Consider the following 14,081-nt stretch of genomic DNA (forward strand, 5'->3'; position numbering starts at 1 on the left):
TCAGGCCGCCTCCGAGACGGTCTTGAGGCGGCCGAGGCCCTTCTCGAAGTCGGGGCCGATCATCTGGTCCATCGACTTGAAGATGCCCATCAGCCGGATGCCGAGGCTCTTCGGGCCGATCATCGTCCAGGTGACCCGGGACCCGTCGGCCGCCGGCTCGACCCGGAACATGATCTCGTTGCGGGACTTGAAGGGCTTCTCGAAGGCCAGGTCGATCTTCACGTCGGACGGCTCCTGCGCGGAGACGATCTCCATGCGGCCGACGCCGGCCTGCTTGTTGCCCGACCACGAGTAGGCCGCGCCGGGTCCGGCCGGGGCGCCCGAGTAGTGACGCTGCAGCGCCGGGTCGACATCTTCCCACGGCGACCACTGTGTCCAGTTGTGAAAGTCCGCGATCTTCTCGTAGATCCGGGCCGGCGGCGCCGCGATCTCGATCGATCTCACTACCGTGTACGTTTCGGTCACGGCCCGTCAGCGTACGCCCGAATGAACGTCCATGGTGGTCATTCACCCGTAGAAGCTACGGCGCTTCCAGGTAGTTGAGGACCGCCAGCACCCGCCTGTTGTCGTCGCCGTCCGGAAGCAGGCCCAGCTTCCCGAAGATGTTGTTGATGTGCTTGTTGACCGCCTTCTCCGTGACGCCCAGGCGGCTCGCGATGCCGGCGTTCGCGCGGCCCTCGGCCATCAGTCGCAGCACCTCGCGCTCGCGTGGCGTCAGGCGGGCGATCGTCTCCTCCTGGCCCCGCCGGGAGAGCAGGTCCGCGACCACGTCGGGGTCGAGGACCGTGCCGCCGGCGGCCACGATCCGGACCGCCTCGACGAACCGGGCCACGTCCGCGACCCGGTCCTTGAGCAGGTAGCCGAGGCCGCCGCGGCCGTCCGACAGCAGCTCCCGTGCGTAGAGCACCTCGACGTGCTGGGAGAGGACCAGGACCGGGAAGCCGGGGGTACGCGCCCGCGCCTGCGCCGCCACCCGCAGCCCTTCGTCGGTGAACGAAGGTGGCAGCCGGACGTCGACGATCGCGACGTCGGGGGACAGGTCGGCGATGGCCGTGCGGAGCTCCGGGGCCGTGGCGGCCGTGGCCACCACCGTCTCGCCGTACGCGGTCAGTATCCGGGCCAGGCCGTCCCGCAGCAGCGCCTGGTCCTCGCCGATCACGACCCGCACGGGACCTCCATCGCGAGCACCGTCGGGCCGCCCGGCGGGCTGGTCACGGCCAGGCGGCCGTCGAAGGCGCCCAGCCGCTTGCACACGCCGGCCAGGCCGCCGGCCGGTGGGATGCCGGCGCCGCCCGCGCCGTCGTCGCCGACCTCGACCAGCAGGTTCTGGGCGCGAGCGCGCAGGTTGACCCAGGCGCGCGTCGCGCCGCTGTGCTTGGTGACGTTGGCCAGCGCCTCCGCGATCGCGAAATAGAGCGCGGCCTCGACCGGTGCCGCCGCACGCACCCCTGGGTCGGCGAAGACCGTGGTCGGCACCGGCAGCACCACCGCGAGCGCGCGGACCGCCTCGACCAGCCCGCGTTCGGCCAGCACCGGCGGGTGGATGCCGCGGACCAGGCGGCGCAGGTCGGCCAGCGCCTGGCCGCTGGTGTCGCGGGCCTCGGCGAGCAGTGCCTCCGCCTTGGCCGGGTCGGTGCGGATGAGCTGCTCGGCGAGGCCGATCGTCATGCCGAGCGCCGCGATCCGCGCCTGCGCGCCGTCGTGGAGGTCCTTCTCGATGCGGCGTAGCTCGGCGGCGCCGGAGTCGAGCGCGTCCGCGCGGGTCACCTCGAGCCGGTCGACCCGGGCCTCCAGGGCGTACCGGGGCGGGCTGAGCAGCGCGGCGCTGAACCTGGCGTGCAGGTCGAGGAAGGCGGGCGCGCCGGCGATCAGGACGGCCACCGCGAGCACGCCGATGCCCACCGCCACCGGCCAGAACTGGTGCTCGGTGCCGACCGTGAGCACCACCGGGGCGATCACCAGGCCGAGGCCCGCCCACGCCGTCAGCGCGACCGGTACGAGGCCCATCGCGGTGCCGACCGGCACGTTGAGGACGAGCCAGAGCAGGTCGCGCCAGGTCGCCGGGTCGGCGAGCTGGCGGAGCCCGTGCGCCGGCCCGCGGTAGGGGCGGTCGATCCGCACCCCTGACCAGGCTCGGCCGCGTTCCCGCTGCTCGTCGGCGTAGCGCCGGACGGCCGCCAGCGCGCGGGGTGCGAGCACCAGGCCGATGCCGAGGGGCAGCAGCGCGATGGAGATGGCGGCGGCGATGAACAGGAGGAGGCCGCCGAGCGAGCGTGCCGCGAGCTCGATGCCTCGCAGACCCGCCTCGCGCGCAGCCGCGATCCGGTCTTCCCACTCCATCGTTCGCCCATTCTCCCGCGCCGCGGCGCCGCTGTCGGTAGGGGAAACCCCACCTTCGTGCCCATCGATCCAAGTCGTTTTATGTGGGCCGTCGACATATCGACCCACACCCATCCGCTCGTAGGTTTTGCACCTCGCCGCGGTGTGGCGCGCGACACAGACAGGAGGCGCGATGGTCGAGACAGTGCTCGCCACCCACGCCCTGACCCGCGACTTTCGCGGATTCCGGGCGGTCGACGGTGTCGACCTGGCCGTCGCGGCCGGCACCGTGCACGCGCTGGTCGGCCCGAACGGTGCGGGCAAGACTACCTTGTTCAACCTCTTGACCGGATTTCTGCGGCCCACCTCAGGACGCATCGAAGTGGGTGGCCGCGACATCACCGGGCTGCCGCCGGAGCGGATCGCCGGGCTGGGGGTGGCCCGCTCGTTCCAAATCACCAGCCTGTTCCCGATGCTGTCCGCCCGCGAGCACGTGGAGCTCGCGCTCCAGAGCCGGGGCCGGCTCGGCTGGCAGTTCTGGCGCTCGGCGAAGCTGCTCGGCCGGTTCCGGGAGCGGGCCGACGAGCTGCTCGCCATGGTCGGGCTCGAGGGCCTGGCCGACGTGCCGTCCGACGCCCTCCCGTACGGCCGCAAGCGCGCCCTCGAACTGGCTCTCGCGCTCGCCCTCGACCCGGTGGTGCTGCTGCTCGACGAGCCGACCGCGGGGATGGGCCTGGAGGACGTCGACCGCACCGTCGACCTGGTCGACCGGGTCCGGGCCGGGCGCACGGTCGTGCTGGTCGAGCACAACATGAGCGTCGTCGGGCGGCTCGCCGACCAGGTCACCGTGCTCCAGGCCGGCCGGGTGCTGGCCGAGGGCGGCTACGCCGAGGTGCGGGCCGACGAACGGGTGATCACCGCCTACCTAGGAGCGCCTGATGCTGCGGGTTGAGGGACTGCGCGCCTGGTACGGCGAGGCCACCGTGCTGCGCGACGTCGCGTTGACGGTCGCTCCCGGCGAGGTGGTCACGCTGGTCGGGCGCAACGGCGCCGGCAAGTCCACGCTGCTGCGCTGCCTGATGGGCCTGCACGCGGGCCAGCGCGGCACGGTCACCCTCGACGGGCGCGACCTCGGGTCACTGCCGGCGCATCGGAGGGCCCGCCTCGGGCTCGGTTGGGTGCCCGACGACCGCGGCGCGTACGCCTCGCTGACCGTCACCGAGAACCTCACCCTGCCGCCGGCGGTCGGGCCGAACCCGTGGCCGCTGGCGCGGGTCTACGAGAGCTTTCCCGTGCTGCACGAGCGCCGGGACTCCGCGGCCACCCAGCTCTCCGGCGGCGAGCAGCAGATGCTGGCGCTGGCCCGGGTGCTCCGGATGGGCGCCCGCCTGCTGCTCTGCGACGAGCCGACCGAGGGGCTCGCCCCGCTGCTGGTCGCGCGCGTCGGCGACATCATCCGGCAGGTCCGCGACCAAGGCACCGCGGTGCTGCTGGTCGAGCAGAACCTGCGCTTCGCGACCGGGGTCGCCGACCGCCATCACCTGCTGGCCGAGGGCCGGGTGGTCGAGACGCTCCGCAACGAGGAGGTACGCGAGCGCGAGAGCGAGCTGCTCACGTACCTCGGCATCTGATTCGAGATTTTGGAGGCGGCTCATGGATAGACGTGTTGGCGTAGCGGTGGTCGGTGCCCTCGGGCTCCTGCTCTCCGGTTGCGGAGGTGGGGGACCGCAGAGCTCGGGGGACAGCAAGCTCTCCGGCGACCGGATCGTGCTGGGGGTGCTCAACGACCAGTCGGGCGTCTACCTGGCGCTCTCCGGCACCAACTCGGTCAAGGCCGTGGAGATGGCGATCGCCGACTTCAAGGCCAAGCACGGCGGCGACGCCATCACCGACGACATCACGGTGGAGACCGCCGACCACCAGAACAAGCCGGACGTGGCCAACACCAAGGCCGCTGAGATGTACGACCGGCTCGGCGTCGACACGATCCTCGACGTGCCCACCTCGTCGGCGGCGCTGAAGGTGGCCGACGTGGCGAAGGAGAAGAAGAAGCTCTACTTCAACATCAGCGGCGCGACGACGGACCTGACGGGCAAGTCCTGCAACAAGTACACGTTCCATTACGCGTACGACACGTACATGCTGGCCAACGGCACCGGTCGGGCCGTCACCGAGCAGGGTTCGAAGAACTGGTACATCGTCTACCCGAACTACGCGTTCGGTCAGGACATGGAGAAGAGCTTCTCGACCGCGGTGACCGGTGCGGGCGGCACCATCGTCGGCAAGGACGCGACGCCGTTCCCGAACGACAACTTCTCCACCTTCCTGCTCAAGGCGCCGACGCTGAAGCCGAAGCCGGACGTGCTCGGCACCATGCAGGCCGGCGGCGACCTGGTCAACCTGGTCAAGCAGTACAACGAGTTCAAGCTGCGGGAGAAGGGCGTCGGGCTGTCGGTCGGCCTGATGTTCCTCACGGACATCCACTCGCTGACCCCGGCGGCGCTGGCCGGCACCACGTACACCGACGCCTGGTACTGGAACTTCGACGCGGAGAACCGGGCGTTCGCCGACCGGTTCCTCAAGGAGACAGGGTCGCGGCCGACGTTCGCGCACGCGGCCAACTACTCGGCGGCGCTGCAATACCTGGAGGCGGTGCAGGCGGCCGGCACCGACGACGCGGACGCGGTGGTCAAGCAGCTCGAGGGCAAGAGCATCAACGACGTGTTCCTGCGCAACGGCAAGATCCGGGCGGAGGACCACCGGGTCATCCACGACGCGTACCTGGCCCAGGTGAAGCCGGCGGCAGAGGTCACGGAGGACTGGGACTACGTGAAGATCCTCAAGACGATCCCCGCCGCGGAGGCCTTCCGGACCCCGTCGGCTGACTGCAAGCTATGAGCTCTTTTCTTCAGCACACGTTCGACGGGTTGGTGAGCGGGGCGTTTCTCGCCCTGCTCGCCCTCGGCCTGGCGGTCATCTTCGGGATGCTGCGGGTGGTGAACTTCGCGCACGGAGCGTTCTACATGCTCGGCGCGGTCGGCACCTACCTGTTGCTGACCGAGTTCGGCGTGCCGTTCTGGTGGGCGTTGCTGATCGTGCCGGTGGCGCTGGGAGTGCTCGGCATGGGCGTCGAGCGGGCGTTCGTGCACCGGCTGGCCCGGCTCGACCCGCTCTACAACTTCCTGCTCACCTTCGGCCTCACGCTGGTGCTCCAGGATCTGGTCAAGCTGCGGTACGGGACGCAGTCCAGCCCGTACGCCACACCGTCCGCATTGGCCGGGACCGTCGACTTCGGACTGTTCGACTTCCCGGCGTACCGCGTGTTCGTCCTGGCCTTCGCCGTCGTGGCCTGTGTCGCGGTCTGGTGGCTGCTCGGGCACACCCGGGTCGGCATGGTGGTGCGGGCCGCGACCGAGCGTCCGGAACTGAGCCGGGCGCTGGGCATCGACGTCGGGCGGTGGGTGATGCCGGTGTTCGGCTTCGGGATCGCGCTGGCCGGCGTCGCCGGGGTGCTGGCCGCGCCGATGCGGGCGGTCAACCCACTGATGGGCGCCGACCTGGTCATCGTGGTCTTCGCGGTCGTGGTGATTGGCGGCCTCGGCTCGATCTTCGGCTCGGTGGCGGCGGGCTTCGGCATCGGCCTCGTCCAGGCCTGGGGAGAGTCCTATCTGGACCAATGGCCGATCGTGGCGCAGACGTCGGTCTTCGTCATCATGGCGGCCGTTCTGCTGTGGCGACCGGCCGGGCTCTTCGGCCGCGAGGAGGCGCCGGCATGAGCGTGGCACCTTCGGTGGTGCGGGCGGCGGCCGCTGCGCCGCGTCGCCTGCGCTGGGCGCTGCTGGTCGCCGGGCTGGCGATCGCGGTGTGGTTGCCCAACGGGCTCTATCCGGCGGTCGCCGTCGACATGCTCTGCTGGGCGTTGTTCGCCGTGGCGGTCGACCTGCTGCTGGGCTACACGGGTCTGCTCTCGTTCGGCCATGCCGCGTTCTGGGGCACGTCCGCGTACGCGACAGGGTTGGTAGCCATTCATCTCGGCGCGCCGTTCCCGGTCGCCGTGCTGTCGGGCGCGCTGGTCGCGGCCGCGCTGGCCGTGCCGATCGGGTACCTGGCGGTCCGGCGCACCGGCATCTACTTCGCGATGGTGACGCTGGCCTTCGCCCAGATGATCTACTACATCGCCAACAACCGACGTGGTCTGACCGGTGGCGAGAACGGCCTGCAGAGCGTGCCGCGGGAGCTGTTCGGCCTGGACCTGACGGACGCGTACTACTTCTACTACGCGGCCCTGCCGGTGGTGCTGCTCGGTTTGTGGGCGGCGTGGCGGATCGTCAACTCACCGTTCGGCCGGGTCCTCGTCGGCATCCGCGACAACCCGGCGCGGGCGCGGGCACTCGGCTACCCGGTGCACCACTACAAGCTGCTGGCGTTCGTCCTGTCGGCCTTCATCGCGGGGCTGGGCGGTGGCCTGTTCGCGATGGCGCACCGCTTCGTCACCCTCGACACCCTCCACTGGACCACCTCGGGCAAGGCGGTGGTCATGGTCGTCCTGGGCGGCATCGGCACGCTCTGGGGCGGAGTGCTGGGCGCGGGCCTGCTGGTGAGACTGGAGGACTGGCTGTCCTTCTCGGGCTTCGAGGCGGTCGGCCTGGTCACCGGCGGCCTGTTCGTGGTGGTGGTCCTGGTCTTCCGGCGCGGCCTCTGGGGCACGGCGGCCGACCTGCTCCGTCGCCGGTTCGGCCGCCCCTAGCCGCACCGGCGGGTCGCGCCCGCCCCGTCCCGGGCGCGACCCACCGGTGCGGGGGCCTCAGCAGCTCGCGATCTTCTTGCTGCCCACAAAGAAGCCGGTGCTGTTGACTCGCGCGTTTCCGCTCTGGCCCACGGTGTTGCTGGTCCAGGACACGTTGCCGGCGCTGTTGATCGTCACGAAGTTGCCGTCGCGCTGGTAGACGGCGTGGCTGGCATTGATCTGCAACCAGCACAGCTTCTGGACGCCCGCGGTGGACTTGCGCAGATAGAGCACCCCGGCGCCCGAGACCCCGCGACGTCGAACAGCTCGCCGACGGTCTGGAACTGGTGGGTGCCGCGCGCGCGGCCTTCGTCCGGGCGGGCGCCGACCACGCCTGGTCGGCGCGGACCGGTGCGGCACAGCGAGGGCCACGGCAACTGCCGGCGGCGGTGCCCGGGTTCGTCGGCCGGACGAGACAGCTGGCCTTTCTGGACTCGACGGACGCCGCCGTCGTCGTGATCGCGGGCATGGCCGGTGTGGGCAAGACCGCACTGGCCACGACATGGGCACGCCGCCGGCCAGACCGGTTTCCGGACGGCGAGCTCTACGTCAACCTGCGTGGTCACGACAGGTTGGGGCCGCTGGAGCCGATCGACGCGGTGACCCGGTTCGGCGTGCCGGCGCCCGACGTCCCTCTTGACCTCGACGAGGCGACGGCGCTCTATCGCAGCACAGTGGACCGCAAACGCTGCCTGATGCTGCTCGACAACGCCGCGCACGCCGAGCAGGTGCGCCCGCTGCTGCCCGGTGGCGCCGGCTGCCGGGTGCTGGTGACGAGCCGGGACACGCTCGCCGGGCTCGTGGCGATCGAGCACGCCCGCCGCCTCGCCCTCGTTGTGCTCGACGACGACGAGAGCGTAGACCTGTTGACCCGGATGGTCGGCCGCCGTGCGCAGCCGCCGCCGTGCGCGGTCAGCCGGTTGGCGACGGCGTGCGGCAACCTTCCGCTGGCGCTGCGGATCGTCGGTGCCGCGATCGCCGACCTGGCGGCCACGGACATCACGGACTACGCCGAGACGGTGGCGCTCGGCGCTCTCGACGTCGACGGTGACCCGGCCGCATCGGTCCCGGATGGCGTTCGAACGCTCCTACCGCACGTTGTCGTCGCCCGCCCAGCGCGCGTTCCGTCTCCTGGGCGAGCACCCCGGTCCCGTCATCGACCTGGCCGCCGCCGGCGCGCTCCTCGACGGCCCGGCGGCCGGTCGGCTCGACGAGCTCGCGGCGGCACACCTCGTCGTCCGCGAGGCGCCGGAGCAGTTCGGCATGCACGATCTGCTGCTCCAGTTCGCGCGCGAACGACCTGACGCGGACGGCGAGGCGGCGCGGGAGCGGTTGTTCTATCACTACCTCACGACCGTGCGGGCGTCCGGCGCGCTGGTGGCGCCGCGGATGGTCACCATTCCGCACGCGCCGGGGCCGGCCGGGCCGTTCACCGACGGCGAGGCCGCCGCGCGATGGATCGACCGCGCGTTGCCGAACCTGGTCGCCGTGGCCGGTTCGGCCTGCGGCGCCGACGCGTGGCTGATCCCGGACTCGTTGCGGGGCTACTTCTGGCTGCGCCGGTCGTACGGCGAGTGGTTCAGCGTCGCCCGCGCCGGTCTCGCGGCGGCGGAGGCCGCCGGCGACGGACACGGCCGCGCGGCCATGCACCTCAGCCTCGGCCTTGCTCATCGGGTACGGGCGGAGTTGCGCGCGGCGGCCGCACACTTCGACGAGGCCGCGCGCATCGCCCGCGACATCGGCTGGCCCGAGGCACAGGCGTCGGCCGCGAGCAGCATGGGTGTGATCCACACGGAGCTGGGCGAGCCGCGCATCGGCGTGACGCGGATCGCGGAAGCGGTCGCCATCTACCGGGCGGTCGGCCGCCAGGCCAGCGAGGCGGTCGCACTGGCCAACCTGGGCACGCTGCACTCCGCGATGGGTGACCTCGAGCTCGCCAACGAGGCGTCCACGCAAGCGCTCGCCCTCTACCGGGAGACGGGCAACGTCGCGACCGCCCTGACGGCTCAGCTCGGCTCGGCGCCGGAGGACGGCTCGTGGACCGGCCCGAGCGCGGCGCGGCAGGCGCTGGAGCGGGCGCGAAGCGCGGCCGCGCGGGAGCCGGAGATCGCCGCGTTGACGGCCCTGGCCCACGCGCTGCGGGTCGACGGCCGAGCGGACGAGGCGGTGAGCCACGCGACGTCGGCCGTGGCCCTGGCCCGTGAAGGCGGGTTCGCCCTGTTGGAGAAGAAGGCCCGAGAAGCGCTGCGAGCTATTCGACGATGATGCCGTCGGGCCGCGCGGCCCTGGGGCGGAGGGTCGCCGGGTCGGTGGCGGCCAGCACGGCCAGCTCTCGCGCGAGCTCGTCCTCGGTGGTGACCCGGGAGGCGAACGGCAGACGTACGTCGCGGTGCTCCTGCCGCGTCTCGGCCCGCACCGTCAGCCCGTCGGAGTCGATCGCGACCGGAACGAGCCGGGCGCTCGGGGACGGCAGCCGCCAGCCGGCCGGCAGGGTCAGCCGCTCGATGTCGAGCTGGTGGAGGAACGCCGCCTCGACGGCGGCGACGGGATCAGGCGAAGCGGCGCGGTAGTCGGAGACGGACACGTCACCGGAGGTCGAGTGGCGCTCGATGTGCACGCCGACCGGCTCGACCGCCCACAGCGCGACCGGCGGTAGGTCTAGGAGCGACGCGACGGTGTTGGCGTCGCAGCCGTCGAGAGCCGCCGGGTCCAGCGCCCGCACGGTGCCCGTGACGGTTACCCGGGCGCGTACCCGGCACCGCACCCGCACCGGCACCACCGAGGTCACCTGGAGTCGCACGCCGCCCGGTCGTCCTCGGGCGGCGACGAGCTGGCCACCGATCGGCGTCATGGCGTCGACCGCGAGCGCCACCGAGCCGTCGGGGAGAACGGCGTGGGCGGCCACGAGCTCGGAGGCCGTGCCGTCGGTGCAGAGCAGCAGCGAGCTGGACAGCGCGAGGACGGACCGCGCGGCGACCGCGTCGGTGGCGGGAACGCCGTCCGACATCCGGCTGGCGTCCGGCGGCATGCGGCCTCCTTCGTCGGGATCAGGGAGGCTTCGAGCTTAGCCTTACCTAACTCCCGATGGGAAGGAGGCCGTGCCTGGTCAGGCTGGCTGGTAGGTCAGGCAGTCGCTCACCGTGGCGCCGGGACCGATCTCCACGGACTTCGCCGTGCACGCCAGGTTGGTGTTGTGCACACACTGCGTGCGCGCGCAGGCGCCGACTGTGCCTGTGACGTCCGCGATGCCGCCGCGTACGGACGACTCGACGAAGGTCGCACAGGAAGCGGTGTCGCCGGCGGACGCGACGGTCACGGCCGGGGCGTGGCAGCCTCCGTCGTTGAAGCTGCACGCGGTGGCCGCACATTCACGGATGGCCGGCATCTGCAAGAGAGTTCTCATGTGACGTCCTCCGTTTAATGAATTGTTCAGACCTATGAATCAGGCCGCGACCAACGGTATCAACAAACGGCTGTACGCACACTCGCAACGATCCGCACCGCGCCGGATGTCGGACTATCACCGCAGGTCAGAGGCTGTTTCCGAAAACGCGAAAGAATGGACCAGAAAGGCGGCTGAGGCAGTTGGTGCGCCCATTCCGAGGTAAGCCTAGGCTAATTCAGGAAAGGCAACGCTAACCCGTCAGCACGCGCTTTCTGTTTCGCGCGTCGGTCAAAGTGGTGCGCGACCAAGGTCACGCGGCGGACGTTGTGGGTCAAATCACCTATCCATGAATTTATGCCACCGATACGACCGCGAAACGTCCCGGGGTGACGCTGGGTGGACGAGGGAAGGAGACGCCATGCAGCCGCGCAGCGGTATCGCGCTCGTCGCGCACGACAGTTGTAAGCAGGACATGGTCGACTGGGCTCGGTTCAACCGCAGGACGCTGTCCGCGCACCGCCTCTACGCCACGGGGACGACCGGCGGCCGGCTCATCGACGAGGTCGGGCTCTCGGTCACCCGGCTGCGCAGCGGCCCGCACGGCGGCGACCAACAGATCGGCTCACGGATCGCCGAGGGCGACGTGGACCTGCTGATCTTCTTCTGGGACCCGCTCACCGCTCAACCCCACGAACCCGACGTGCGCGCCCTCCTGCGGCTCGCGGTCCTGTCCAACATCCCGGTCGCCTGCAACCGCGCGACGGCCGACTTCGTCATCTCGTCGCCGCTGCTGACGGGTCGCGACCCGTGGACGCCGGAGCTCGTGCCCGCCTGACTCTCGCGTGCACCTCCGCGGCCTTCGGGGACCCCAGGTCCTCGAGCAGGGTGGCGGCCCGCAGCCAGGTGGCCCGCGCCCGGTCCGGGGCGCCGGCGGCTTCGAACGTGTCGCCGAGCTGGACCAGGGTCGTCGCCTCGTATGTGCGGTCTCCAATCTCCCGGAACAGGCCGATCGCGCGCTCGTAGGCGGCGACCGCGTCGGCGTGGTCCGCCCGGCGATGGTGGATGTAGCCCAGGCTGTCCCAGGTCACCGCCTCACCGAACCGGTCTCCGGCGGCGGCCAGCAGCGTCAGCGCCTCGCCGGCAGTGCCCGGCGGCCCGGTCGTACTCGCCCACCAGCGCGTACTGCCAGCCGACCGTGTTCAGCGCGTTCGCCTCCATCGTCGTGTCGCCGAGCAGGCGATAGAGCGCCAGTGCCCGCTGCGAGTGGACGAGGGCTGCGGCGTACCGCTGCTGCCTCTCCTGGAGGAACGACAGGTTCCCGTGCACCTGCGCCTCGCCGGCGTGGTCGCCCAGTTCCTGGAAGAGCGTGAGGGCCTGCTCCAGACGCGGCTCCGCGTCGGCGAAACGCCTCAGCCGGGTGTACGCCCGGCCCAGGTTGCGCAGAGTGTGCGCCTGGCCCACGCCGTGCCGCAGGCGATTGGCGGCACCGAGGGCGGTGAGGTGGGACGCGACGTACTCGTCCCAATGCCCCTGGCGGTCGAAGAACGTCACGAGCGACCACGCGAGCTGCCACGTGTGGGTGGGGAAGTCGGCCGCGCTCCGCTCGACAAGGGCCACCAGGGTCGCGTACTCGGCGGTGAGCCAGGCCAACGCGCACCGATGGTCGGCCAGCTCTTCCCGCGCCACGCCGGGAGCGGCCGCGGCCACCGTGATGGGGTCGCGCTGCGGGTTCAGCAGACGTTCGGCGTGCAGCGCCGTGTGCAGGTAGTGGTCGAGCAGCCGATGCCACGCCGCCGGCAGTTCCGCCGCATGCGAGCCGCCGTCGGCGAGGTCGGCGGCGTACCCGCGCAGCAGGTCGTGGAACGTGTAACGGCCGAGGACCCGCTCACTCAACAGGTTGGCCCGGGTCAGCTCGACGACGGCCCGGCGAGCCTGGCGCAGCGGGACGCCGACCAGGCTGGCCACGGCCGGCACCGCGAAGTCCGGCCCCGGGTGCAGGCTGAGCAACTGGAAGACCCGGGCCGCGTCAGGACCCAGCGTCTGGTACGACGTGGACAGCACCGCGCGGACGTCGTCCAACACGTCCGCCTGGCTCGTCAGCTCGCCCGCGATGGCGGCGAGCGGGAAGTCCGGATGGTTGGCGGCGCGGGCGGCGACGATGGCGAGGGCCAGCGGCAGCCGGGCCGAGGCGGCGATGATGTCCCGCACCGCCTCCGCCGAAGAGGTGACCCGGGCGATGCCGAGGCGCCGCACCAGCATCTCGCGCGCCTCGTCGGTGGAGGGCAGGTCAAGACGCAGCTGGTACGCGCCGTCGTGCGCGACCAGGCCGGTGAGGTCGGTGCGGCTGGTCACCAGCACGAAGCAGCCGGACGCGCCGGGCAGCAACGGCTGGACCTGCGCGGCGTCGCGGGCGTTGTCCAGCACGATCAGGATGCGCTTGTCGGCGATGACGCTGCGATACAACGCGGCCTGCGCGTCGGCGCCGGCGTGGAGCCGGTCGGGTGGCACCGCGAGCGCCGCCAGGAAAGCGTGGACAGCCTCGGCCGGGTCGACCGCGCCACCGCCGGGGTCGAAGCCGCGCAGGTTCACGTACAGCTGCCCGTCGGGGAACCGTTGCCGCACACGATGGGACCAGTGCACCGCCAGGGTTGTCTTCCCGACCCCGGCGGTGCCCACGATGGCGGCGACGCGCACGCCCGGGGCGATGTCGTCGAGCGTGGTCAACGCCTCCGTCCGGCCGGCGAAGCTGGGCAGGTCGGCGGGGAGCTGGCGGGGGATCGGGGAGCTTTCGTCCGTGCTCCGCAGGACCCGCGACCGGACCTCCCGCAGTTGGGCACCGGGCTCGACGCCGAGCTCGTCGGCCAGATCGTCGCGCAGCGCCGCGAAGACCTCCAGCGCCTCCGCTGTGCGACCGGAGCGATGCAGGGCGGTCATGAGCAGCCCGTGCAGGCGTTCCTGGAAAGGGTTGTCGCGGGTCGCCTGCACCAGCTCACCGATCACCTCGGCGTGGCGGCCCGCGGCGAGCTCCGCGCCGTACAGTTCCTCCAGCACGCCCAGCCGGCGTTCCAGCAGGGCCGGAGCGGCGGTCGTGCGCAACGACTCCGGGGTGCCGCCCAGGACCGGGCCGGGCCACATCGCCAACGCCGCGCGCAGCCCGTCGGCCGTTCGTCCGGCGTTGCCGGCCGCGGTCCGGCGGGTCCGTTCGAGCGCCTCGGAGAAGACGTCGAGATCCAGTTCGCCCGGGTGTACGGAGATGAGGTAGCCGGGCGGACGCCGCAGGATCCGATCGGCACCGAGCAGCTTGCGTAGTCCGGAGATGTGCGCCTGGAGCTGGCCCCGCACCGTCGCCGGCGGGTCGTCGCCCCAGGCGAGCGCGATGAGCCGCTCCTCGGAGACGACGCGGTTGGCGTCCAGCAACAGCGTCGCCAGCACGGCACGCGGTTTCGGTCCTCCCAACTGCTGGGACACCCCGTCCAAGTCCACCGCGGTCACCGGCCCGAGCACCTGGAAACGCACCGGCTGATCATGCCAGTGCGTTCCCAGGCCGCGGGCCTATGTGGACTCAGTCGACCGGTGTTCCCGCGGTGTTCA

16 protein-coding genes are annotated in these 14,081 nt (G+C 71.6%); 8 read left to right on the forward strand and 8 right to left on the reverse strand.

The genetic code is table 11. From position 1 onward, the window contains the following. Genes BLV39_RS35840 through BLV39_RS35850 form a run of 3 tightly spaced genes read right to left on the reverse strand, consistent with a single transcriptional unit; the run spans position 1 to position 2,340 of the window. Positions 1–465: an SRPBCC family protein gene (locus BLV39_RS35840; RefSeq protein WP_090802218.1), complete on the reverse strand. Its 465-nt coding sequence runs from the start codon at positions 463–465 to the stop codon at positions 1–3. 55 nt (positions 466–520) lie between these two features. Continuing rightward, positions 521–1,168 (reverse strand): LuxR C-terminal-related transcriptional regulator, encoded by a 648-nt coding sequence (locus BLV39_RS35845; protein WP_090802220.1) that lies wholly within the window; start codon positions 1,166–1,168, stop codon positions 521–523. After that, positions 1,156–2,340, reverse strand: a complete 1,185-nt coding sequence (locus BLV39_RS35850; RefSeq protein ID WP_090802223.1) for a sensor histidine kinase — start codon at positions 2,338–2,340, stop codon at positions 1,156–1,158. The genes BLV39_RS35845 and BLV39_RS35850 overlap by 13 nt, the downstream gene beginning before the upstream one ends. 172 nt (positions 2,341–2,512) lie before the next feature. Here BLV39_RS35850 and BLV39_RS35855 point away from each other — a divergent pair, with 172 nt between their 5' ends. From BLV39_RS35855 to BLV39_RS35875, 5 genes are read left to right on the forward strand one after another with little or no spacing between them, the layout of a single operon-like run. Further along, positions 2,513–3,271, forward strand: coding sequence for an ABC transporter ATP-binding protein (locus BLV39_RS35855; RefSeq protein ID WP_090802882.1), 759 nt, complete (start codon positions 2,513–2,515; stop codon positions 3,269–3,271). Continuing rightward, positions 3,258–3,950, forward strand: a complete 693-nt coding sequence (locus BLV39_RS35860; protein ID WP_090802226.1) for an ABC transporter ATP-binding protein — start codon at positions 3,258–3,260, stop codon at positions 3,948–3,950. Before BLV39_RS35855 ends, BLV39_RS35860 begins: the two co-directional genes overlap by 14 nt. A 22-nt stretch (positions 3,951–3,972) precedes the next feature. Further along, positions 3,973–5,217, forward strand: a complete 1,245-nt coding sequence (locus BLV39_RS35865) for an ABC transporter substrate-binding protein (protein ID WP_090802228.1) — start codon at positions 3,973–3,975, stop codon at positions 5,215–5,217. Next, positions 5,214–6,095, forward strand: a complete 882-nt coding sequence (locus BLV39_RS35870; RefSeq protein ID WP_090802231.1) for a branched-chain amino acid ABC transporter permease — start codon at positions 5,214–5,216, stop codon at positions 6,093–6,095. The genes BLV39_RS35865 and BLV39_RS35870 overlap by 4 nt, the downstream gene beginning before the upstream one ends. Further along, entirely contained in the window at positions 6,092–7,066 is a 975-nt protein-coding gene (locus BLV39_RS35875; protein ID WP_090802885.1) for a branched-chain amino acid ABC transporter permease, read from the forward strand. Before BLV39_RS35870 ends, BLV39_RS35875 begins: the two co-directional genes overlap by 4 nt. Before the next feature lie 57 nt (positions 7,067–7,123). Here BLV39_RS35875 and BLV39_RS35880 read toward each other — a convergent pair whose 3' ends face one another. After that, positions 7,124–7,339, reverse strand: a complete 216-nt coding sequence (locus tag BLV39_RS35880; RefSeq protein ID WP_090802237.1) for a hypothetical protein — start codon at positions 7,337–7,339, stop codon at positions 7,124–7,126. A 53-nt stretch (positions 7,340–7,392) separates the two neighbouring features. On the opposite strand from BLV39_RS35880, the gene BLV39_RS44525 reads away from it, so the two are divergent. Further along, positions 7,393–8,409: an NB-ARC domain-containing protein gene (locus BLV39_RS44525; protein ID WP_090802239.1), complete on the forward strand. Its 1,017-nt coding sequence runs from the start codon at positions 7,393–7,395 to the stop codon at positions 8,407–8,409. 340 nt (positions 8,410–8,749) lie between these two features. Beyond that, complete coding sequence (locus BLV39_RS44530) at positions 8,750–9,370, forward strand: tetratricopeptide repeat protein (protein WP_275414247.1); 621 nt, start codon at positions 8,750–8,752, stop codon at positions 9,368–9,370. Here BLV39_RS44530 and BLV39_RS35895 read toward each other — a convergent pair. Both BLV39_RS35895 and BLV39_RS35900 read right to left on the reverse strand, forming a co-directional pair. Then, positions 9,357–10,133, reverse strand: a complete 777-nt coding sequence (locus BLV39_RS35895; RefSeq protein ID WP_090802246.1) for a DUF2470 domain-containing protein — start codon at positions 10,131–10,133, stop codon at positions 9,357–9,359. The two genes, BLV39_RS44530 and BLV39_RS35895, sit on opposite strands and share 14 nt — an antisense overlap. A gap of 78 nt (positions 10,134–10,211) precedes the next feature. Then, a complete protein-coding gene (locus tag BLV39_RS35900; RefSeq protein WP_090802250.1) occupies positions 10,212–10,508 on the reverse strand; it encodes a DUF1540 domain-containing protein in 297 nt (98 codons plus the stop codon). Positions 10,509–10,908: 400 nt separating this feature from the next. Here BLV39_RS35900 and BLV39_RS35905 point away from each other — a divergent pair, with 400 nt between their 5' ends. Then, the gene (locus BLV39_RS35905) at positions 10,909–11,325 is read left to right on the forward strand and encodes a methylglyoxal synthase (protein WP_090802253.1); all 417 of its coding nucleotides are present in this window, start codon (positions 10,909–10,911) and stop codon (positions 11,323–11,325) included. Here the strand turns inward: BLV39_RS35905 and BLV39_RS43795 are convergent. After that, positions 11,264–11,578 carry a tetratricopeptide repeat protein gene (locus BLV39_RS43795; RefSeq protein WP_204082684.1) on the reverse strand — a complete coding sequence of 105 codons (315 nt, stop codon included), beginning with the start codon at positions 11,576–11,578 and terminating at the stop codon, positions 11,264–11,266. The genes BLV39_RS35905 and BLV39_RS43795 overlap by 62 nt on opposite strands. Positions 11,579–11,582: 4 nt before the next feature. After that, positions 11,583–14,006, reverse strand: a complete 2,424-nt coding sequence (locus tag BLV39_RS35910; RefSeq protein ID WP_204082683.1) for an AfsR/SARP family transcriptional regulator — start codon at positions 14,004–14,006, stop codon at positions 11,583–11,585. Positions 14,007–14,081 lie beyond the last annotated feature (75 nt).

Origin of the sequence: Asanoa ishikariensis (assembly GCF_900107455.1) — a bacterium.
Taxonomy (GTDB): Bacteria; Actinomycetota; Actinomycetes; order Mycobacteriales; family Micromonosporaceae; genus Asanoa; species Asanoa ishikariensis.

Excerpts from the sequence above, each read along its gene's own strand:
- BLV39_RS35850 (WP_090802223.1), bottom strand. The coding sequence starts at position 2,340 with ATGGAGTGGGAAGACCGGATCGCGGCTGCGCGCGAGGCGGGTCTGCGA.
- BLV39_RS35855 (WP_090802882.1), top strand. The coding sequence starts at position 2,513 with ATGGTCGAGACAGTGCTCGCCACCCACGCCCTGACCCGCGACTTTCGC.
- BLV39_RS35860 (WP_090802226.1), top strand. The coding sequence starts at position 3,258 with ATGCTGCGGGTTGAGGGACTGCGCGCCTGGTACGGCGAGGCCACCGTG.
- BLV39_RS35865 (WP_090802228.1), top strand. The coding sequence starts at position 3,973 with ATGGATAGACGTGTTGGCGTAGCGGTGGTCGGTGCCCTCGGGCTCCTG.
- BLV39_RS35870 (WP_090802231.1), top strand. The coding sequence starts at position 5,214 with ATGAGCTCTTTTCTTCAGCACACGTTCGACGGGTTGGTGAGCGGGGCG.
- BLV39_RS35875 (WP_090802885.1), top strand. The coding sequence starts at position 6,092 with ATGAGCGTGGCACCTTCGGTGGTGCGGGCGGCGGCCGCTGCGCCGCGT.
- BLV39_RS44530 (WP_275414247.1), top strand. The coding sequence starts at position 8,750 with ATGCACCTCAGCCTCGGCCTTGCTCATCGGGTACGGGCGGAGTTGCGC.
- BLV39_RS35895 (WP_090802246.1), bottom strand. The coding sequence starts at position 10,133 with ATGCCGCCGGACGCCAGCCGGATGTCGGACGGCGTTCCCGCCACCGAC.
- BLV39_RS35900 (WP_090802250.1), bottom strand. The coding sequence starts at position 10,508 with ATGAGAACTCTCTTGCAGATGCCGGCCATCCGTGAATGTGCGGCCACC.
- BLV39_RS35905 (WP_090802253.1), top strand. The coding sequence starts at position 10,909 with ATGCAGCCGCGCAGCGGTATCGCGCTCGTCGCGCACGACAGTTGTAAG.